Consider the following 19903-nt stretch of genomic DNA (forward strand, 5'->3'; position numbering starts at 1 on the left):
TGCCGGTGGAATGCCGCGAGGTTTCAGAGCCTCGTCTTTCGTTCGAATCTACAAGACAGGTGGCTTGGCCAGCCAACCGCTTCATGGTTTCGGTGACTGCACCGGGTGGGCCCGGGGCGCGTTCACTGAACGCATCCGATGAACAAGACATGAACAGCTCCGTGGCGATGCCAGTGCAGCGTCCTCACCATGAGTAGCGAACGACCCGATTTCGTAGAATTCGTAGAAGAGGCCAACGATGGACTTCCTTCGCCCCGCCAGCTGGGAGGAGGCGCTCGCCGCCAAGGCCGAGCACCCTACCGCTGTGCCCATCGCGGGGGGCACGGACGTGATGGTCGAGATCAACTTCGACCACCGCCGCCCCGCGTACCTGCTCGACCTGAACCGCATCGGTGACCTGAGCGAGTGGGAGGTCGGAGAGAAGACCGTACGCCTGGGCGCCTCCGTCCCGTACAGCAAGATCATGGAGAATCTGCGGGCCGAACTCCCGGGGCTGGCCCTGGCCTCGCACACGGTGGCCTCCCCGCAGATCCGCAACCGCGGCGGCGTCGGCGGCAACCTCGGCACCGCCTCTCCGGCCGGTGACGCGCACCCCGCGCTGCTCGCGGCCGGCTGCGAGGTCGAGGTGGAATCCGTACGCGGCCGCCGGATGATCCCGATCGACGACTTCTACACCGGCGTCAAGCGCAATGCGATGGAGCCCGACGAGCTGATCCGTTCGGTGCACCTGCCCAAGGCGGACGGCCCGCAGCAGTTCTCCAAGGTCGGCACCCGCAACGCCATGGTGATCGCGGTCTGCGCGTTCGGTATCGCGCTGCACCCCGAGACCCGCACGGTGCGCACCGGCATCGGCTCCGCCGCACCCACCCCCGTACGGGCCCGCGAGGCCGAGGAGTTCCTCGCCGCGGCGCTGGACGAGGGCGGCTTCTGGGAGTCGGCGGCGCCCATTCCGCCGTCCGTCGCCAAGCAGTTCGCGCAGCTCGCCTCCGGCGCCTGCAACCCGATCGACGATGTGCGCGGCAGCGCCAAGTACCGCCGGCACGCGGTCGGCATCATGGCGCGCCGCACCCTCGGCTGGACCTGGGAGTCCTACCGCGGCAACGACCACGGCACAAAGGGAGGCGCACAGTGCGCGTGACATTCACCGTCAACGGCCGCCAGCAGGAGGCCGACGACGTCTGGGAAGGCGAGAGCCTGCTGTACGTCCTCCGCGAGCGGATGGGCCTGCCGGGCTCGAAGAACGCCTGCGAGCAGGGCGAATGCGGCTCCTGTACGGTCCGGCTTGACGGTGTGCCGGTCTGTTCCTGTCTGGTCGCCGCGGGGCAGGTCGAGGGCCGCGAGGTCGTCACGGTCGAGGGCCTTGCCGATTACGCCAAGCACCGCGAGGACGCCCACCCCGGTGGCGGCTGCGCCTCCGGCGCCTGTGGCACCTCCCTCCAGGCCGCCCAGCAGTGGCAGGCCAAGGGCACCGACTCGCAGACCGGCGAGGGCGGTGGACTCTCCCCGATCCAGCAGGCGTTCATCGACGCGGGCGCCGTCCAGTGCGGCTTCTGCACGCCCGGCCTGCTGGTCGCCGCCGACGAGATGCTGGAGCACAACCCGCAGCCGACCGACGCGGACATCCGCGAGGCGCTCTCCGGCAACCTCTGCCGCTGCACCGGATACGAGAAGATCCTGGACGCGGTACGGCTCGCGGCCGCCCGTCAGGGCCAGGAAGAGGTGGTCTGACCATGGGAACCACCGGCACCCCCACCAAGATCACCCAGGGTTCGCAGACCAAGGGCGGCATCGGCGAGTCCACCCTGCGCCCCGACGGCACGCTGAAGGTCACCGGCGAGTTCGCGTACTCCTCGGACATGTGGCACGAGGACATGCTGTGGGGCTTCACGCTCCGCTCCACCGTCGCGCACGCCGAGATCGTCTCCATCGACACCTCCGAGGCGCTCGCCCAGTCCGGCGTCTACGCCGTGCTGACCTACGACGACCTGCCCACCTCGATCAAGAACTACGGCCTGGAGATCCAGGACACCCCGGTTCTCGCGCACGGCAAGGTCCGCCATCACGGCGAGCCGGTGGCCCTGGTCGCCGCCGACCACCCGGAGACGGCGCGGCGCGCGGCTGCCAAGATCAAGATCGAGTACAGGGAGCTGCCCGTCGTCACCGACGAGGCCTCCGCGACCGCCGACGACGCGCCGCTGCTCCACGAGGGCCGCGACGACCACCACGCCGGGCACGTCGCGCACCCCAACATCGTCCACCGTCAGCCGATCGTCCGCGGCGATGCGGACGGGGCGGCCGAGAGGGCCGATGTCATCGTCTCCGGCGAGTATGTCTTCGGCATGCAGGACCAGGCCTTCCTCGGCCCGGAGTCCGGCCTCGCGGTGCCCGCCGAGGACGGCGGGGTGGACCTCTACATCGCCACCCAGTGGCTGCACTCCGACCTCCGCCAGATCGCCCCGGTCCTCGGTCTGCCCGAGGAGAAGGTGCGGATGACGCTCTCCGGCGTCGGCGGCGCCTTCGGCGGCCGCGAGGACCTGTCGATGCAGATCCACGCCTGCCTGCTGGCGCTGCGCACCAACAAGCCCGTCAAGATCGTCTACAACCGCTTCGAGTCCTTCTTCGGCCATGTCCACCGGCACCCGGCGAAGCTCTGGTACGAGCACGGCGCCACCAAGGACGGCAAGATCACGCACATGAAGTGCCGGATCGTGCTGGACGGCGGCGCCTATGCCTCCGCGTCCCCGGCCGTGGTCGGCAACGCCGCCTCGCTGGCGGTGGGTCCGTACGTGGTCGACGACGTCGACATCGAGGCCGTCGCGCTCTACACCAACAACCCTCCCTGCGGCGCCATGCGCGGCTTCGGCGCGGTCCAGGCGTGCTTCGCGTACGAGGCACAGATGGACAAGCTGGCGGCGAAGCTGGACATGGACCCGGTCGAGCTGCGCCGGCTGAACGCCATGGAGCAGGGCACGCTCATGCCGACCGGGCAGCCGGTCGACTCGCCGGCCCCGGTCGCCGAGATCCTGCGCCGCGTCAAGTCCCGCCCGCTGCCGCCGGAGCGCCAGTGGGAGTCCAGCGAGGGCTCCGACGTCCGTCAGCTGCCCGGCGGCCTGTCGAACACCACCCACGGCGAGGGCGTCGTGCGCGGTGTCGGCTACGCCGTCGGCATCAAGAACGTCGGCTTCTCCGAGGGCTTCGACGACTACTCCACTGCCAAGGTGCGCATGGAGGTCATCAACGCCGAGCCGGTCGCCACGGTGCACACGGCGATGGCGGAGGTCGGCCAGGGCGGTGTCACCGTCCACGCGCAGATCGCCCGCACCGAGCTCGGCGTCACCCAGGTGACGATCCACCCCGCCGACACCCAGGTGGGCAGCGCCGGTTCGACGTCGGCCTCCCGTCAGACGTACGTCACCGGCGGCGCCGTCAAGCACTCCTGCGAGCTCGTCCGCGAGAAGGTCCTGGAGATCGGCCGCCGCAAGATGGGCACGTACCACCCGGCGTGGGCCACCGCCGAACTCCTCCTGGAGGGCGGCAAGGTCGTCACCGACGGCGGCGAGGTGCTCGCCGACCTGGTGGACGTCCTGGAGGGCGAGGCCGTCGAGATCGAGGCCGAGTGGCGGCACCGGCCGACCGAGGCCTTCGACCTGGTCACCGGCCAGGGCAACGGCCACGTCCAGTACTCCTTCGCGGCCCACCGCGCGGTCGTCGAGGTGGACACCGAACTCGGCCTGGTCAAGGTCATCGAGCTGGCCGTCGCCCAGGACGTCGGCAAGGCGCTCAACCCGCTGTCCGTCGTCGGCCAGATCCAGGGTGGTACCACCCAGGGCCTGGGCGTGGCGGTCATGGAGGAGATCATCGTCGACCCCAAGACCGCGAAGGTGCGCAACCCCTCCTTCACGGACTACCTCATCCCCACGATTCTCGACACGCCGACCATCCCGGTCGATGTGCTCGAACTCGCCGACGAGCACGCCCCGTACGGGCTGCGGGGCATCGGCGAGGCCCCCACCCTGTCGTCGACCCCGGCCGTCCTCGCGGCGATCCGGAACGCGACCGGGCTGGAGCTCAACAAGACGCCGGTACGCCCCGAGCACCTCACCGGCACATAGAGAGCCGTCCGGGGGCGATCCCCCGGACACCGGCCTCCGGGCGGTGGGTGTCAGGGGTGTCCCTGTCCGTCCTCCTCCGCCCACCGCCCGGAGCCCTCCCCCCCTCGCGCCACGCAGTCGCTGCTCCGCCCCGTCGGAGTCAGTACCCCACCGTTCGTCTCGGGCCGTCCCCCGGGTCGTGCAGCCGAAGTTTCATCCCAAATCTCGCACTCGCTGCGAGTGCCCCTGTGAACCTTGGGAGTAAGGCACCATGACCCAGCAGTCCACTGAGCCGAGGACCACGGCGGAAGACGCGGGCGCCGGCTCGCGCCAGCCCGCCGGCCGGTCCTGGCTCGACCGGTACTTCCACATATCCGACAGAGGATCGACGCTCGCGCGCGAGGTGCGCGGTGGCATCACCACCTTCATGGCGATGTGCTACATCCTCCTGCTCAACCCGTTGATCCTGTCGACTCCGGACGTGGAGAAGAACACCCTCGCGCATGCGGGTGTGGTCACCGCGACCGCGCTGGCCGCGGCGGTCTCCACGCTGCTGATGGGCTTCATCGGCAAAGTACCGCTGGCCCTGGCGGCCGGGCTCAACGTCTCCGCCGCCCTGACCGCCCAGGTCGTCCCGAACATGACCTGGCCGCAGGCCATGGGCATGTGTGTGATCTACGGCGTCGTCATCTGTCTGCTGGTGGTCACCGGCCTCCGCGAGATGATCATGAACGCCATCCCGCTGGCGCTCAAGCACGCGATCACCATGGGCATCGGCATGTTCGTCGCCCTGCTGGGGCTGGTGAAGGCGGGCTTCGTGGGCAAGGGCGAGGGCGGCCCCGTCACCCTCGGCCTCAACGGGCAGCTGTCCGGCTGGCCGGTCCTGTTCTTCTGCGTCACCCTGCTGCTGATCTTCATGCTCCAGGCCCGCAAGGTTCCCGGCGCCATCCTCATCGGCATCGTGGCCGGCAGCGTCCTGTCCATCGCCGTGACCAGGATCGGCGGGCTGACGGTCAAGGACTGGGGCGGTACGCCGCCGGAGCTGACCGGCAGCGCGGTCGCGATGCCCGACTTCGGCCTCTTCGGCCACGTCGAGTTCGGCGGCTGGGGTTCCATCGGCGCGCTCAGCGTCGGCATGATCGTCTTCACCCTGGTGCTGGCCGGCTTCTTCGACGCCATGGCCACCATCATCGGTGTCGGCACGGAAGCCAAGCTGGCCGACGACAAGGGCCGGATGCCGGGCCTGTCCAAGGCGCTCTTCGTGGACGGCGCGGGCGGTGCGATCGGCGGCCTCACCGGTTCGTCCGGTCAGACCGTGTTCATCGAGTCGGCGAGCGGCGTCGGCGAGGGGGCGCGTACCGGCCTGTCGTCCGTCGTCACCGGTCTGTTCTTCGCGGCCTGCCTGTTCTTCACGCCGCTCACCCAGCTGGTGCCGGCCCAGGTGGCCTCGGCCGCTCTCGTCGTCATCGGCTCGATGATGATGAGCGCCGCGGGCCACGTGGACTGGCGCGACCGCTCGGTGTCCATCCCGGTCTTTCTGACCGTGGTCCTGATGCCGTTCACCTACAGCATCACTGCGGGTGTCGGCGCGGGCGTCATCGCCTACGTTGCCATTAAGACGGCACAGGGCAAATGGCGCGAGGTCGGCGGCTTCATGTGGGTGCTGACCGCGATCTTCGTCGTCTACTTCTCGCTCCATCCGATCGAGCAGTGGCTGGGCGTCAAGTAACCGCCCGCCCTCTCCCCCGTCCGTAAGGAGACCGACATGCTGGACATCGCCGAAGAGCTGCACCGGTGGGTCGGGCAGGGCCGCGAGTTCGCGGTGGCCACGGTGGTGGCCACCAACGGCAGCGCGCCCCGCCAGCCCGGAGCCGCCCTGGCCGTCGACAGCGACGGCACGGCGATCGGGTCGGTCTCCGGCGGATGTGTGGAGGGGGCGGTGTACGAACTGTGCCAGGAGGCGCTGCAGACCGGTCAGCCGGTCCTGGAGCGCTTCGGCTACAGCGACGAGGACGCCTTCGCCGTGGGCCTGACCTGCGGCGGCGTCATCGACATCCTCGTCCAGCCGGTACGGACGGGCGCCCCGCGCCCCGCAGGCGACGGCGCGGCGGCGGGGGAGCCGGTGGACAGCACCGCCGGCACCCTCACCGCCGCGCTGGCCGCCGCGGCCACGGGGGAGGCGGCGGCGGTCGCCCGGATCATCGACGGCCCCGCCGAACTCCTCGGCCGCGCCGTACTGGTCCGCCCCGACGGCAGCCACACCGGCACCCTCGGCGGCCACCCCGCCCTCGACCGCACCGCGATCGCCCAGACCCGCGCCCTGCTGGACGCCGGGCGCACCACGACGATCGGGATAGGTTCCGGCCCGGCGCCCGACGACGACGCCGCGGGCGAGGGCGCGGGGCAGGCGATCGGATCGCAGTGCGGCCAGTCCGTCGTCCTCCTCGTCGAATCGTCCGTCCCCCCGCCCCGCATGATCGTCTTCGGCGCCATCGACTTCGCCGCCGCGCTGGTCAGGGTCGGCAAGTTCCTCAACTACCACGTCACGGTCTGTGACGCCCGCCCTGTCTTCGCCACCAGGAGCCGCTTCCCGGACGCCGACGAGATCGTCGTCGACTGGCCGCACCGCTACCTGGACTCCCAGGACCTCGACCCCCGCACGGTGCTGTGCGTCCTGACCCACGACGCCAAGTTCGACGTACCGCTGCTGGAGCGGGCGCTCCGGCTCCCGGTCGCCTACGTCGGCGCGATGGGCTCGCGCCGCACCCACCTGGACCGCCAGCGGCGGCTGCGCGACACCGGCCTGACCGAGCTCGAACTGAACCGGCTGCGCTCGCCCATCGGCCTCGACCTCGGCGCGCGCACCCCGGAGGAGACCGCGCTGTCCATCGCCGCCGAGATCGTCGCCAACCGCCGCGGCGGCACCGGCACACCGCTGACCGGCGCGCACACCCCCATCCACCACGACGCGGCCCGGCCGGTGGGACGGATCGGGTCGGTGGCCTGAGGGCGCGAGCCCGACAGCCGGATGACCGGCGAAGGGGGCCGGCACCGCGCCCGAAAACTGGATGACCGGCGAAGGGGGCCGGCACCGCGCCCGAAAACTGGATGACCGGCGAAGCGGGCCGGCACCGCGCCCGAAAACTGGATGACGCTCCCGTCGCGCCGCGTTAGCGTCCCCCGGTGACCACTGACGACGCCGCCCACGCCACCACGGACATCCGGGACCTCGCCGAGGCCGATCTCGACCGGGCCCTGGATCTGAGCTACACGGTCTTCCACCTGAAGCCCGGTGACCGGACCCGGAGCTTCCACCGGGATCTGCTGCGGGACGGCCTCCGGGTCGGTGCGTACGACGGCGAACAGCTGACCGGACTGGCCGGGGTGCACCGCCGCACCATGACCGTTCCGGGCAGTCAACTCCCGTGCGCCGCAGTGGACTTCGTCTCCGTGCTGCCCACGCACCGGCGCCGCGGCATCCTCAACTCGATGATGGACGAGCTCTGGCGCCGCTGCGCCGCCGACGGGCGGCCGCTGGCCTGCCTGTGGCCGTCCGAGAGCGCCATCTACGGCCGCTACGGCTTCGGCGCCGCCACCGAGACGTACGGCATCGAGATCGACGCGTCCCGTCCGCTCGCCCTGCGGACGGCCTCCGACGGCCGCCCGCTGCGGCTGATCGACCCGGCCGAAGCGCCGGCGATGCTCGCACCGCGCTATGACGCGACGCTGCCGCACCGCGCCGGACGGTTCACCCGCGACGAGAGCTGGTGGCGCGCCGGGGCGCTGGACCTCGACGGCGTCCGCATGAACGCCGGTCAGGAGGGGTTCGGGCCGGTGCGCGTCGTGGTGCTCGGCGCCCCCGGTGAGCAGCCCGGCGGCTATGCGTTCTACCGCACCCGAGGGCCGGGCGAGGGCCCCGGCGTGGTCCGCGTCGACGAGCTGGAATCGGAGTCCGCACCGGCCGCCGCCGCCCTGTGGTCCTACCTCGCCTCGATCGACCTCACCTCGACCGTACGGGCCCAGTCCCGCCCCGCCGACGATCCTCTGCTGTACCTGGCCGCCGACCGTGACCAGGTACGCGTCACCGGCCAGGAACCCAACCTGTGGCTCCGGCTGGTGGACGTCCGCACCGCGCTGACCGCCCGCTCCTGGGCGGCGCCCGTCGACCTCGTCCTCGACCTGCGCGACACCGCCCTGCCGGCCAACGCGGGCCGCTTCCGGCTGACCGCCGACCCTGCCGGCCCCGCCGACCCCACCGCCCCCGTCGGCGCCACCTGGGAACCCGCCGACGAGGCGCCCGACATCTCCCTGGACGTACGGGAGTTGGCCTCCTGCTACCTCGGCGGCACCCCCCTGCGGCACTTCGTCCACGCCGGACTGGCCACCGAGCACACCCCGGGCGCGGTCCGCCGCCTGGACGCCGCCCTGGAGACCGCGTGGCTGCCCTTCACCGGGGAGAATCACTGAGCGTCGGGCGCGGGCCGGCCGGGGTGTCCGCCCCGTAGCCTCAGCCCGCGCCCCCGGGCCGCCGCGACCGCAGCGCCGCCATCACGAACACGTCGTGCCACGCGCCGCCCCAGAAGAGGGCCTCCCGCATCCGGCCCTCCACCTCGAAGCCGCACTTCTCGTACGCCCGCCGGGCGCGCGGGTTGTAGTCGAAGACCTCCAGCTGGACGCGGTGCAGGCCCACCCGGTCGAAGGCGTAGTCGAGGAGCATCCGGGTCGCCTCGCTGCCGATACCGCGGCCGGTGGCGTCCGGGACGAGGGCGATCCGGAAGCTCCCGTTGGCGTTCGGCGGATCGATCTGGCTCAGGGCGAGTTCGCCCAGGAAGGCCCCGGTTTCCCGGTCCTCGACCGCGAGATCCAGCCGGTCCGCGCGGTCGGCGCTGCCGGCGCACCAGGCCTGTATCTCCGCCCGCGTGAAGTCGTGGTGGGAACCGGTCAGCCGCCGGGTCTCCGGGTCCAGGCAGGCGGCGTGAAAGGCGCCCGCATGCCGTATCGACAGCGGTGCGAGACGGATCCGTGCGCCGGTGAGCACCGGCTTCTCGGCGAGTGCGGTGGCGTCGATCATGGAGGGATGATGTCCGGGCCCCGGGCGGGGCGGCAAGGGAATTGACGGGCGGGGGAGTGCCGGACGGAGTGGGGCGCCCGGCTCGGGAGGGGCGGGCCGGGCGGCGTCGCGCAGGAGTGGCGGCGAGCGGTCCTGTTCCGGCCGGGACCGTGCAGGTCCGGATCCAGGAAGTCCCCACCGACAGCTGGGGCGTGGCGGGCACCCCGACCGCCGACAGGCAGCGGGCGGGCGAGCCGGCTTCCACGGGCGAGCCGGCCCACGCCGCCTACGGCAACGCCCCCGCCCGGCGCGCCGCGCTCACCGCCTGCAAGCGGGTGTGCGCCCCCAACTTCCGCATGCAGGACCGCAGATAGCTCTTCACCGTCTCCGGGCCCAGCCCCAGCCGCTCCGCCACCACCGCATTCGTCGCGCCCGACGCCACACAGGCCAGTACGTCCCGCTCGCGCGGCGACAGGGCAGGGCCCGCCTCGCCGGTGCCGGGCCGCCGCGACGAGGCCGCCGCGAGCCGGCCGCACGCCGCCAGCATCTCCTGCCGCAGCAGCGGATCGGTGACCCGCTGCGCCAGCACGCGCAGCTCGCCGTGCGCCTCCCGCACCTCCTCCCACATCGCCGGATCGGCGGCGGTGGGCTGACGGGCCAGGGACAGCAGCCGGGCCGCCTCGTCCTGGAGCAGGAGCGCCTGTTCCAGCTCCCGGGCCGCCTCCACCGCCGCCGACAGCGGCCGGTCGCCGAGCCGCACAGGTCGGCGCAGCGCCCCGTACAGCACCCCCCGCACCCGGCGCCGGACGATCACCGGCACCGCGAGCACCGACCGCAGCCCCTCCGCCGCCACCGCCGTGTCGTATTCATGGCTGATCACCGGTGAGACGCTGTAGTCGGTCACCGCGAGCGGCCGCGACAGCGCCACGGCCTTCCCGCCCAGCCCGTTGCCCTGGAGGATGTCCAGGCCGCGCAGCACCGTGGTCTCCGTACCGGCCAGCTCATTGATGCGGTAGCGCCCCGTACCGGCCAGCAGCCCGCCGAACGCCACCGGCAGACCGCTCGCCCGCCGCAGCCGCGACAGCGCCGCCCGTACGTCCACCGCATCGTTCGCTCCCGGCTCGAGCCGCACGCCGAATCCTCCGCTTCCCCCCGTTCGGGGGTGGTGAGACCTGCGCCACTGATTACACGATGGCAGGTAGCGGTGCGGCAATGAGGAGGACACATGACGGACAGGGAAAACGGTGCGACGGGCCGCGCACCGGCCGCCACCGAGGCGTTCCGGGCGGCGCGGGATCTCCTGCTGCGGCACCGGGAGGACTACGACGCGGCCCGCGCGGCGTTCCGCTGGCCCCGCCCCGACCACTTCAACTGGGCACTGGACTGGTTCGACGCCATCGCCCGCGGCAACGACCGCACCGCGCTGCACCTCGTCGAGGAGGACGGCACCGAGACCCGGCTGAGCTTCGAGGAGCTGCGGCGCCGCTCCGACCAGGCCGCCAACTGGCTGTCCGCCAACGGGGTACGGGCCGGCGACCGTATCGTCATGATGCTCGGCAACCAGGTGGAGCTGTGGGAGTCCGCGCTGGCCGCGATGAAGCTGCGCGCCGTCGTCATCCCGGCGACCCCGCTGCTCGGCGCCGCCGATCTCGCCGACCGGATCGACCGCGGCCGGGCCCGGCACGTCATCGTGCGTGCCGCGGACACCGACAAGTTCGCCGCCGTACCGGGCGACTACACCCGGATCGCGGTCGGCGGCGCGGCCGCGGCGGACGGCTGGCTGGCGTACGAGGAGGCCTACGAGAGCCCCGACAGCTATGAGCCGGGCGGGCCCACCCGGGCCGACGACCCTCTGATGCTCTACTTCACCTCCGGCACCACCGCCCGCCCCAAGCTCGTCGAGCACACGCATGCCTCCTACCCCATCGGCCACCTCGCGACGATGTACTGGATCGGCCTGCGGCCCGGCGATGTGCACCTCAACATCTCCTCGCCCGGATGGGCCAAGCACGCCTGGTCCAATCTCTTCGCGCCGTGGAACGCCGAGGCCACCGTCTTCATCCACAACTACACCCGCTTCGACGCGGCCCGGCTGATGGCCGAGATGGACCGGGCCCGCGTCACCAGCTTCTGCGCCCCGCCCACTGTCTGGCGGATGCTCATCCAGGCCGACCTCTCGGCGCTCCGCAACCCGCCGCGGGAGATCGTCGCCGCCGGGGAACCGCTCAACCCGGAGATCATCGAGCAGGTACGGCAGTCCTGGGGCGTGACGATCCGGGACGGCTTCGGACAGACCGAGACCGCCGTCCAGGTGGCGAACACCCCGGGCCAGACCGTCAAACCGGGCTCCATGGGACGGCCCACCCCCGGCTTCGACGTCGTCCTGCTCGACCCGGTCAGCGGCGCACCGGCCGACGAGGGAGAGATCGCCCTCGACCTGTCCACCCGGCCGGTCGGTCTGATGACCGGCTACCAGGGAGACCCGGTACGCACCGCGGAGGCGATGGCCGGCGGCTACTACCGCACCGGCGACATCGGCTCCCGCGACAGCGAAGGCCGGATCACCTACATCGGGCGCGGCGACGACGTCTTCAAGGCGTCCGACTACAAGATCTCCCCGTTCGAGCTGGAGAGCGCCCTGCTGGAGCACGAGGCGGTCGCCGAGGCCGCCGTGGTGCCGTCCCCCGACCCCGTGCGGCTGGCCGTGCCCAAGGCGTATGTCGTGCTGGCGGCCGGGTGGTCGCCCGGCCCGGAGACCGCGAAGCTGATCTTCGCGCACTCCCGTGACGTCCTGGCCCCCTACAAACGCATCCGGCGGCTGGAGTTCGCCGAACTGCCGAAGACCGTCTCCGGAAAGATCCGCCGTATCGAACTGCGTGAGCGCACCGCGCAGGGCGACGGCGGCGCCGAGTACCGCGAGGAGAACTACCGATGAGCCAGCCGCACCAGGAGCTGTCGTACGCCTGCGGGGTCGCCGGGCGGCCGCTGCTCGGGCACACCATCGGCGCCGATCTGGCCCGCACCATCGCCCGTTTCGGTGACCGTGAGGCGCTGGTCGAGGTGGCGAGCGGCCGCCGCTGGACCTACACCGAACTGGGCCGTGCGGTCGACGAGGTGGCCCTCGGCCTGCTCGCCAAGGGCGTCCGCAAGGGCGACCGGGTCGGCATCTGGGCGCCCAACTGTGCCGAATGGGTCCTGGTCCAGTACGCCACCGCCAAGATCGGAGCCATCCTCGTCAACGTCAACCCGGCCTACGGCGTGCACGAGTTGGCGTACGTCCTGCAACAGGCCGGCATCACCCTCCTGGTCTCCGCGGTCCACCACAAGACCACCGACTACCGCCGGATGATCGAGCAGGTGCGCGCCGAGAGCCCGGCGCTGCGCGATGTGGTCTACATCGGCGACCGCACCTGGGGCGGGCTGCTGGCCGCCGGCGCCACCGTCCCGCACACCCGGCTCGACGAGTGCGCGAAGACGCTGACGGCCGACGACCCGGTCAACATCCAGTACACCTCGGGCACCACCGGCTTCCCCAAGGGCGCCACCCTCTCCCACCACAACATCCTCAACAACGGCTACTGGGTCGGCGAGACCGTCGCCTACACCGAGCAGGACCGGGTGTGTCTGCCGGTGCCCTTCTACCACTGCTTCGGCATGGTCATGGGCAACCTCGGCGCCACCTCGCACGGTGCCTGCATCGTCCTCCCGGGCCCCGCCTTCGACGCCGTCACCACCCTCCGGGCCGTCCAGGACGAGCGCTGCACCTCCCTCTACGGCGTCCCCACCATGTTCATCGCCGAGCTCAACCACCCCGACTTCGCCTCCTACGACCTCTCCTCCCTCCGCACCGGCATCATGGCGGGCTCGCCGTGCCCCGAGGAGGTGATGAAGCGGGTGGTCGCCGAGATGAACATGGCCGAGGTCTCCATCTGCTACGGCATGACCGAGACCTCCCCGGTCTCCACCCAGACCCGCCGCGACGACGACCTCGAACACCGCACCGCGACCGTCGGCCGGGTGCTGCCGCACATCGAGGTGAAGGTCGTCGACCCGGCGAGCGGGGTGACGATGCCGCGCGGCGAGCCGGGCGAGCTGTGCACCCGCGGCTACAGCGTGATGCTCGGCTACTGGGAGGAGCCCGAGCGCACCGCCGAGGTCATCGACGCCGCCCGGTGGATGCACACCGGCGATCTCGCGGTGATGAACGACGACGGCTATGTCCGGATCGTCGGCCGGATCAAGGACATGATCATCAGGGGCGGTGAGAACGTCTACCCGCGTGAGATCGAGGAGTTCCTCTACTCCCACCCCAAGATCGCGGACGTCCAGGTCGTCGGTGTCCCCGACGAGAAGTACGGCGAGGAGGTCGCCGCCTGCGTCATCCTCCGCGACCCCCAAGACCCCCTCACCCGCGACGAGCTGGCCCGCTACTGCCGCTCCCGCCTCGCCCACTACAAGGTGCCGCGCTACCTCCACCTCCTCGACGCCTTCCCGATGACCGTCAGCGGCAAGGTCCGCAAGGTCGAGCTCCGGGAGCGGCTGGCGGAGGAGCTGGGGCGAGTGCCGCACTGACCCCGGGCCGGCCTGCGGTCAGCGGGGCGGTGACGCCCCGTTGGGGAGGTATCCCAGATGGACCGGGTCCGGCACGGTGGCGTCGCCTGCCGTGCCGCGCCACGGTGCGAGCAGGTCCGGCAGCCGGGGCGGCCAGAGCGGGTCGGCACAGCCGGCCGGCCCGGCCGGACTCCACCAGCGCCAGTCCAGGATCTTGTCGTCCGCATGCGCGGCCGCCACGCCCTCGGCCGGTTCCCTGCGCGGTCCATGGGCGAGATAGAGGTGCTCGTGCTGCCGTACGGGGATGCCTGCCCGGGTGAAGTCGTGCTCCCAGGTGCCCAGCAGCGGGCCCGGCTCCGGCTCGGCCCAGCCGGTCTCCTTTTTCCGCAGCTCGCGCCGCGCCCCCGCCCGCGGCGTCTCCCCGGGATCCAGCCCGCCACCGGGCATCGCCCAGTGGACCCCCACCTCTTCGTTGTCGTAGCGGAAGAGGAAGAGCGCGCCGTCGGCGTCGAGCACGGCAACACGGGCTGCCCGGCGGGGAGTTCGCATCGTAGGAGCGTACGCCGCTCCTGCCGTCAGGCGCCGCCGAGGCTGCGGAAGTCCCACGGGTCATGGGCGTTGACGACCCGGATCCGCTCCTCGCCTGCGCCGCCCGCAGCGGCTTCCCGCAGCCGCCCCTGGTTGGCGATCCGCAGCTCCTCGTCCACCTGGGCGTGCAGTTGGATCAGGTCCAGCAGAGGATGCGAGTGCGGGTCGTCCGCGGCGATCTCCCGGTGGTAGAAGTACGCGTCCCCCGCGTGCAGCAGCCAGCCGTCGCCGTCGCGGACCGCGAAACCGGCATGGCCCGCGCTGTGCCCCCCGAGCGGCATCATGAGCACATCGCTCGTCACCCCCGTCAGAGGACGGACCCCGGCGAAGCCGGCCCACTCCTCGCCCCCGGCGCTGTCCGGCTCGTACGTCACCCAGCGCGGGCCGTGCGCCCAGTGCGCCGGGCGGTAGCGGAAGCTGGGCGCCTCGGCCACGGCGGCCCGCAGTTCGGAGGCCATGAGATGCACCTGTGCCTCGGGGAAGTCCGGCAGCCCGCCGCAGTGGTCCACGTCCAGGTGCGTCAGCGCGATATGCCGGACGTCCGAGGCCGCGTACCCCAGTCGCTCGATCTGCTGCCGGGCAGTCTCGGCGGGGCGCAGCTCCGGCTGGGCCAGCTCCACCCACTCCGGGTCGAGCGAGTCCTGCGGCCGGCGCACATCGTCCAGTCCGAGACCGGTCTCGATCAGCACCAGACCGTCCCGGTCCGTCTCCACCAGCAGACAGTGGCAGACGGCATGCAGCGGCGGCGGCCCCTCGTACGTGGCCTCGATGCTCATCATGGACCCACAGTTGAGGTGGTGCACTCGGGTGGGACGTTCCTTCTCGCCCGGGTTCATGGTGTTCATCGGTCACTCGCGCCCTGTGCGGCGATCGCTCCGACTCGGCGGGCGACCGCATGGATGACGGCGCTGTCGCGGCGCACCCGTGCCAGCAGCAGCGCCCCTTGCAGCGAGGACATCGCCAGGTCGGCAAGCTCCTGGGCCTCCTGCTCGGCCAGGCCCCAGCCCCGGAACCGTGCGCCGATCCCCAACAGCCAGAGCTCATAGGTCCGTTGGCACGCGTCGTGGATCGGGCCGGTATCGCCGGCCTCCTCCAGTGCGACGGTCGCGATCGGACAGCCGTCGCGGTAGTCGGAGTCCTCGAGCCCCTGGGCCAGCAGCGCACCGAGGGCGGCGATGGCCTCGGCCGGTCCGGTGGCGGCAGCTGCCGCCTCGGCCATCCGCTCCGCCATCTCGGCCCCGGCCAGGGCCATGGCCTCCGCGGCCAACTGCTCCTTGCCGTCGGGGAAATGGAAGTACAGCGAGCCCTTGGGGGCTCCGCTGGCCGTCAGTACCTGGTTGAGGCCCGTCGCGCCGTAGCCCTGCCGCTGGAAGAGCTCGGCGGCGGTGTGCAGGATCCGGGCGCGGGTGTCCCCGCGTGAGTGCGCCATACGGAACTCTAGACCGACCGGTCTATAGATAACAAGGTGCGGCGTCCCGGCGGCAGTTCAGGGCCGTCGTTCTCCCGGCCAGTCGAGCAACAGGCGCTGAGCCTTCGGCAGCGAGGCGACCACGAGGTCGTACGAGTCCTCGATCATGTCGAGGACGAGCCGGTCGGACAGGTCACCCTCCAGCGAAACGGTGTTCCAGTGCCGCTTGTTGAGGTGATAGCCCGGCACCACCTCGGGGTGGGCCGCGCGCAGCCGTTCCGCCAGCTCGGGATCACACTTGAGGCTCACGGTGAGCGGTGCATCCGTCAGCGTCGTCAGCGCGAAGATCTTGCCGCCGACCTTGAAGGTCGAGACATCGGGGTGCCGCGGAAAGGGGAATTCCTCGACCGCACCATTGAAGTCCAGGCAGACGGCCCGCAGGGCCTTCGCGTCGATCATTCCGTCATTATGTCCGGCGGGCTGCTGTGCCTGATCAGGCGTCATGTCGCGTGTTGGCGCTGCGATTCGGATGTACCGGGTGGCCGTGCCTGGACCGGCGGTTCACCTCCGCCCCCCACTGCACGGCCGGTCCACCTCCCCTCGCTGCCCGGCCGGTTCACGTCTCCCCGCTGCCCGTTCGGCCCGGGTCCCGCCTCATGCACACCCGCGGCCAGCGGTCGAGTCCCAGCGCCGTCTCATGGGCGCGGATCGCCCGCAGGCCCGGTGTGAGTTCGGTGTCGGTGAGGACCCGGAAGCCGAGCCGGGTGTAGTACGGCGCGTTCCACGGCACCTCGGCGAAGGTGGTCAGGGTGAGCGGGGCCGGGCCGCCGTCCCGCTCCGCCCGGTCGATGAGTGCCCGGCCGATGGCGCGGTGGGCGTGCTGCGGATGGACCGACACCTGCTCGATGTGGGTGCATCCGTCGACCGGCTCCCAGAGCAGATAGCCGAGGGGCCGGGCGGGCTCGTCCGCGGCCGCCCGGCCCGGCTCCTCGTAAGCCGCCAGCGCCCGCCCGGCACGCTGAAATGCCGTCAGCTGGGTTGGCGAGGGCGGCTCGTCGTCCGCGATCGCCGCCATGCCGAGCCCGCGGAACGCCTCGCCGGCGGCCCGTTCGATGGCGCGCAGGGCGGACAGTTCGGCCAGGGAGGGGACATGGATGATCACCGGGCCAGTGTCTCGGGTCCGGATGGGGTGGCGACCGGTTTTCGTAGGGGGCGTCCGGAGGTCACGGTACGTGTGCGCTCACGCGGACCGGGAACTGCTGACGCCGGCCGATGACCCGGGCGAGCGGGTGATGATTTACCACGCCGAGCCGGGTTCTTCCTCGGCTGCCGCGCCGGGGCGGCTGGCGGCGGCAGCCCATGGCAGCACGGTCACCGGCCCGCAGCCCCGTACTTGATCAGCTCGTCGGCCGGGTCGTTGACCGGCTGCGGGGTGCCCGTGAGGTCCATGACGAAGAGCGGGATGTGCAGTTCGTCGGCGCGGGAGCGGGCGTCACGGGCGTAGCCGGCGAGCGAGAAGAAGACCGCGATGGCGGAGTCGTTGAGGCCGTTGAGCCAGACGCATTCGATCTCGCGCAGCTGAGTGGCGCGGGTGGTCGGGTCGACCTGGGCGACCACGCCCGTACCGCGCAGGTCCACACCGGAGGCGGTGCGCTCCTGGGTCCGTGCGGCATCGGCGTAGCCCAGCCACTTCAGGTACTGCTCGGCGGCGGTGACGCAGTCGCGGGCCGTACGGATCGTGACCGGGCGGAACGCGGGCCGCAGGACGGCGCGTGGGGCCTCGGGGGCGGGCGCCGGTGCGGGCTTCGGCGCGGGCTTCGGCGCCGGTGGTCCGAACGAGGGGAAGTTCGGCGGTGGTTGGGCTGGCGCGGGAGCTACGGGGACCCGGACGACCGTGCCGCAGACACAGCCGGACTCCGGCGCCGGCCACTCGTCCTGCCGTCCGCAGACCTCACACCGCACCTCCACCCAGGAGGCCTGCCAGGTGCGGTGCTGTATCTCGACGGGCACCCCGCCGCGCAGTACGGGCATGGTCAGCGGGGCACCGCACGCGCACGGGAAGGTGGGCGGGGTGAAGGCGTTCTCCCGGCGGCACGTGGGGCACCGCACCGGCACGCTGTCGGCCATGGTCGGCTCCTGGCAGGTCGGGCGGAGGGGGGCGATTTGCGAGGAGAGCCGCAGGTGGGGAAGAGACAGCAGGGGAGCCACGGCGCACGGGGGGAGCGCACCGCGGCGCACGAGGGCCGTCACGGCAGGTGCGGCGCAGGGAGGGCCCGGAATCCGTGACCGTACGGATTCCGGGCCCGCTGTGGTGCCCGTCCGGCAGCGCGAGAATCGGGCGCGACAGGACATCGCGCCGCCGGACGGAGTCTGTGGTGGCGAGAGGCAGATCGAGGTGGAGGTGGAGCAGGCGGGCTCCGCGGCGGGGGAGAGGGCCCGCCCTTTCTGTCGGGCGGGCGCTGCCACCGCACTGGTTCTCCCCGTGTACCGCGGAGCTCGCGCTACCTCTCCGTACCGGCCGGCCACCCCTCAACGGGCCGGCCGGTACGGATGCGCAAGGAACCTGACCTCTCGTCAGTCCTCGCGCAGCTCACGGACCCTGGCCTCGACGCGCGCGCCGTAGTCCCGGTCGGCGGCGTGGAAGTGGGCCAGGTTCTTCTCGATCACATCGTCGCGGCTGACCTGGGAGAGCCCGCCGGCGATGTTGTTCACCAGACGGTTCTTCTCGTCCTGCGACATCAGGCGGTAGAGCTCACCGGCCTGGAAGAAGTCGTCGTCCTTGGTGTGCGCCGGGGCCTCGTGGGTGCCGGTGTGGCCGGAGACGGCGAGCGGGGCGGAGAGCGCCTCGTCCGTCTGCGCCGGGCCGCCGTAGGAGTTCGGCTCGTAGTTCTTGGCGTGCCGGTCGTAGCGGTTGGTGGCCATCAGGCCGTCCCGGCCGTAGTTGTGTGCCTCGGTCGCCTTGGGGGCGTTCACCGGCAGCTGGGTGTGGTTGACGCCCAGGCGGTAGCGGTGTGCGTCGGCGTAGGCGAACAGCCGGCCCTGGAGCATCTTGTCCGGGGACGGGCCGATGCCGGGCACGAAGTTGTTGGGGGAGAAGGCCGACTGCTCGACCTCGGCGAAGACGTTGTCGGGGTTGCGGTCCAGGACCAGACGGCCGACGCGCTGGAGCGGGTAGTCCGCGTGCGGCCACACCTTCGTCAGGTCGAACGGGTTGAAGCGGTAGTCCGCCGCCTCGGCCGCCGGCATGATCTGCACGTACAGCGTCCAGGAGGGGTAGACGCCCCGCTCGATGGACTGGAGCAGATCGGTCTGGTGGCTGTTGGGGTCCTTGCCGGACAGCTCGGCGCCCTGCTCGGCGTCCAGGCAGCGGATGCCCTGGTTCGTCTTGAAGTGGTACTTGACGAAGAAGGCCTCGCCCTCGGCGTTCGTCCACTGGTAGGTGTGCGAGCCGTAGCCGTTCATGTGGCGGTAGGAGGCCGGGATACCGCGGTCGCCCATGAGCCAGGTGATCTGGTGGGTCGCCTCGGGGGCGTGCGCCCAGAAGTCCCAGACGTTGTCCGGCTCCTGCTTGCCCGTGAAGGGGTCGCGCTTCTGGGAGTGGATGAAGTCGGGGAACTTGATCGGGTCCTTGATGAAGAACACCGGGGTGTTGTTGCCGACGAGGTCGTAGTTGCCCTCTTCGGTGTAGAACTTCAGCGCGAAGCCGCGCGGGTCACGGGCCGCGTCCGGACCGCCGAGGTTGTCGGCGACGGTCGAGAAGCGGATGAAGGTCTCGGTCCGCTTGCCGACGGTGTTGAGGAAGTCGGCACGGGTGAAGCCGGTGACGTCATCGGTCACCTCGAAGTAGCCGTACGCGCCGGAGCCACGGGCGTGCACCACACGCTCCGGGATGCGCTCGCGGTTGAAGCGGGCGAGCTTCTCCAGCAGGTGCTGGTCCTGGAGGATGATCGGGCCGCCGACGCCGGCGGTGGCGGAGTTCTGGTTGTCGGCGACGGGGGCGCCAGCCTCCGTCGTGAGAAAGCGCGCCGTCAGCGTGGGCTTCGACATGGTGACCTTCCGTACGAGAGCGCGGAAGTTGGCTTCCGCATGTCGGAGCGTAAGAAGGGCTCCGACCAAACGTCAACAGTTTGTTGAAACAAAGCTGGGGGGTATTCCGGGCGGCGGCCGCGCCTGGGCGCGACAGGACAGGTGTCGGCGCAGCCACCGCCCGGAAGC

17 protein-coding genes are annotated in these 19903 nt (G+C 71.4%); 8 read left to right on the forward strand and 9 right to left on the reverse strand.

Annotation, left to right across the window (positions count from 1 at the left end):
• The first annotated feature begins 238 nt into the window (after positions 1 to 238).
• The 6 genes from K7C20_RS29220 (at position 239) to K7C20_RS29245 (ending at position 8558) form a co-directional block, all read left to right on the forward strand.
• Positions 239 to 1138, forward strand: coding sequence for an FAD binding domain-containing protein (locus K7C20_RS29220; protein WP_030085505.1), 900 nt, complete (start codon positions 239 to 241; stop codon positions 1136 to 1138).
• Positions 1129 to 1728, forward strand: a complete 600-nt coding sequence (locus K7C20_RS29225) for a (2Fe-2S)-binding protein (RefSeq protein ID WP_030085507.1) — start codon at positions 1129 to 1131, stop codon at positions 1726 to 1728. Before K7C20_RS29220 ends, K7C20_RS29225 begins: the two co-directional genes overlap by 10 nt.
• 2 nt (positions 1729 to 1730) lie before the next feature.
• Positions 1731 to 4112: a xanthine dehydrogenase family protein molybdopterin-binding subunit gene (locus K7C20_RS29230; protein ID WP_030085509.1), complete on the forward strand. Its 2382-nt coding sequence runs from the start codon at positions 1731 to 1733 to the stop codon at positions 4110 to 4112.
• 250 nt (positions 4113 to 4362) lie between these two features.
• Positions 4363 to 5820 (forward strand): NCS2 family permease, encoded by a 1458-nt coding sequence (locus K7C20_RS29235; protein ID WP_030085510.1) that lies wholly within the window; start codon positions 4363 to 4365, stop codon positions 5818 to 5820.
• Between the two features lie 36 nt (positions 5821 to 5856).
• Positions 5857 to 7098 carry an XdhC family protein gene (locus K7C20_RS29240; RefSeq protein WP_053210004.1) on the forward strand — a complete coding sequence of 414 codons (1242 nt, stop codon included), beginning with the start codon at positions 5857 to 5859 and terminating at the stop codon, positions 7096 to 7098.
• Between the two features lie 176 nt (positions 7099 to 7274).
• Complete coding sequence (locus tag K7C20_RS29245; RefSeq protein ID WP_053210005.1) at positions 7275 to 8558, forward strand: GNAT family N-acetyltransferase; 1284 nt, start codon at positions 7275 to 7277, stop codon at positions 8556 to 8558.
• A 40-nt stretch (positions 8559 to 8598) separates the two neighbouring features.
• On the opposite strand, the gene K7C20_RS29250 is transcribed toward K7C20_RS29245, so the two are convergent.
• Together K7C20_RS29250 and K7C20_RS29255 are read right to left on the reverse strand one after the other, a co-directional pair.
• Complete coding sequence (locus K7C20_RS29250) at positions 8599 to 9162, reverse strand: GNAT family N-acetyltransferase (protein ID WP_030085514.1); 564 nt, start codon at positions 9160 to 9162, stop codon at positions 8599 to 8601.
• Positions 9163 to 9427: 265 nt separating this feature from the next.
• On the reverse strand, positions 9428 to 10273 hold the full coding sequence (locus K7C20_RS29255) for a helix-turn-helix transcriptional regulator (protein ID WP_053210006.1): 846 nt from the start codon (positions 10271 to 10273) through the stop codon (positions 9428 to 9430).
• Between the two features lie 93 nt (positions 10274 to 10366).
• On the opposite strand from K7C20_RS29255, the gene K7C20_RS29260 reads away from it, so the two are divergent.
• Together K7C20_RS29260 and K7C20_RS29265 are read left to right on the forward strand one after the other, a co-directional pair.
• Positions 10367 to 12076: an AMP-binding protein gene (locus K7C20_RS29260; protein WP_030085520.1), complete on the forward strand. Its 1710-nt coding sequence runs from the start codon at positions 10367 to 10369 to the stop codon at positions 12074 to 12076.
• The gene (locus K7C20_RS29265) at positions 12073 to 13713 is read left to right on the forward strand and encodes an AMP-binding protein (RefSeq protein WP_030085522.1); all 1641 of its coding nucleotides are present in this window, start codon (positions 12073 to 12075) and stop codon (positions 13711 to 13713) included. Before K7C20_RS29260 ends, K7C20_RS29265 begins: the two co-directional genes overlap by 4 nt.
• A gap of 18 nt (positions 13714 to 13731) precedes the next feature.
• Here the strand turns inward: K7C20_RS29265 and K7C20_RS29270 are convergent, their stop codons facing one another.
• The 7 genes from K7C20_RS29270 to K7C20_RS29300 all read right to left on the reverse strand — a co-directional run bounded on the left by K7C20_RS29270 (position 13732) and on the right by K7C20_RS29300 (position 19720).
• Positions 13732 to 14241: an NUDIX hydrolase gene (locus K7C20_RS29270; RefSeq protein ID WP_030085524.1), complete on the reverse strand. Its 510-nt coding sequence runs from the start codon at positions 14239 to 14241 to the stop codon at positions 13732 to 13734.
• Positions 14242 to 14267: 26 nt separating this feature from the next.
• On the reverse strand, positions 14268 to 15125 hold the full coding sequence (locus K7C20_RS29275; RefSeq protein ID WP_053210007.1) for an MBL fold metallo-hydrolase: 858 nt from the start codon (positions 15123 to 15125) through the stop codon (positions 14268 to 14270).
• Positions 15122 to 15709 (reverse strand): TetR/AcrR family transcriptional regulator, encoded by a 588-nt coding sequence (locus tag K7C20_RS29280; protein ID WP_030085528.1) that lies wholly within the window; start codon positions 15707 to 15709, stop codon positions 15122 to 15124. The genes K7C20_RS29275 and K7C20_RS29280 overlap by 4 nt, the downstream gene beginning before the upstream one ends.
• Before the next feature lie 57 nt (positions 15710 to 15766).
• Positions 15767 to 16147, reverse strand: a complete 381-nt coding sequence (locus K7C20_RS29285) for an MmcQ/YjbR family DNA-binding protein (RefSeq protein WP_030085530.1) — start codon at positions 16145 to 16147, stop codon at positions 15767 to 15769.
• Positions 16148 to 16304: 157 nt separating this feature from the next.
• A complete protein-coding gene (locus K7C20_RS29290; protein WP_030085532.1) occupies positions 16305 to 16850 on the reverse strand; it encodes a GNAT family N-acetyltransferase in 546 nt (181 codons plus the stop codon).
• A 209-nt stretch (positions 16851 to 17059) separates the two neighbouring features.
• On the reverse strand, positions 17060 to 17815 hold the full coding sequence (locus K7C20_RS29295; protein WP_030085534.1) for a hypothetical protein: 756 nt from the start codon (positions 17813 to 17815) through the stop codon (positions 17060 to 17062).
• Between the two features lie 447 nt (positions 17816 to 18262).
• Entirely contained in the window at positions 18263 to 19720 is a 1458-nt protein-coding gene (locus K7C20_RS29300) for a catalase (protein WP_053210011.1), read from the reverse strand.
• Positions 19721 to 19903: the final 183 nt, after the last annotated feature.

The sequence above is a fragment of the Streptomyces decoyicus genome (genome assembly GCF_019880305.1).
GTDB classification, from domain to species: domain Bacteria; phylum Actinomycetota; class Actinomycetes; order Streptomycetales; family Streptomycetaceae; genus Streptomyces; species Streptomyces decoyicus.

What these genes read in the sequence shown, in the direction of transcription:
- K7C20_RS29220 (WP_030085505.1), top strand. Translation starts at nt 239, where the DNA reads ATGGACTTCCTTCGCCCCGCCAGCTGGGAGGAGGCGCTCGCCGCCAAG.
- K7C20_RS29230 (WP_030085509.1), top strand. Translation starts at nt 1,731, where the DNA reads ATGGGAACCACCGGCACCCCCACCAAGATCACCCAGGGTTCGCAGACC.
- K7C20_RS29235 (WP_030085510.1), top strand. Translation starts at nt 4,363, where the DNA reads ATGACCCAGCAGTCCACTGAGCCGAGGACCACGGCGGAAGACGCGGGC.
- K7C20_RS29240 (WP_053210004.1), top strand. Translation starts at nt 5,857, where the DNA reads ATGCTGGACATCGCCGAAGAGCTGCACCGGTGGGTCGGGCAGGGCCGC.
- K7C20_RS29250 (WP_030085514.1), bottom strand. Translation starts at nt 9,162, where the DNA reads ATGATCGACGCCACCGCACTCGCCGAGAAGCCGGTGCTCACCGGCGCA.
- K7C20_RS29260 (WP_030085520.1), top strand. Translation starts at nt 10,367, where the DNA reads ATGACGGACAGGGAAAACGGTGCGACGGGCCGCGCACCGGCCGCCACC.
- K7C20_RS29265 (WP_030085522.1), top strand. Translation starts at nt 12,073, where the DNA reads ATGAGCCAGCCGCACCAGGAGCTGTCGTACGCCTGCGGGGTCGCCGGG.
- K7C20_RS29270 (WP_030085524.1), bottom strand. Translation starts at nt 14,241, where the DNA reads ATGCGAACTCCCCGCCGGGCAGCCCGTGTTGCCGTGCTCGACGCCGAC.
- K7C20_RS29275 (WP_053210007.1), bottom strand. Translation starts at nt 15,125, where the DNA reads ATGAACACCATGAACCCGGGCGAGAAGGAACGTCCCACCCGAGTGCAC.
- K7C20_RS29280 (WP_030085528.1), bottom strand. Translation starts at nt 15,709, where the DNA reads ATGGCGCACTCACGCGGGGACACCCGCGCCCGGATCCTGCACACCGCC.
- K7C20_RS29285 (WP_030085530.1), bottom strand. Translation starts at nt 16,147, where the DNA reads ATGATCGACGCGAAGGCCCTGCGGGCCGTCTGCCTGGACTTCAATGGT.
- K7C20_RS29295 (WP_030085534.1), bottom strand. Translation starts at nt 17,815, where the DNA reads ATGGCCGACAGCGTGCCGGTGCGGTGCCCCACGTGCCGCCGGGAGAAC.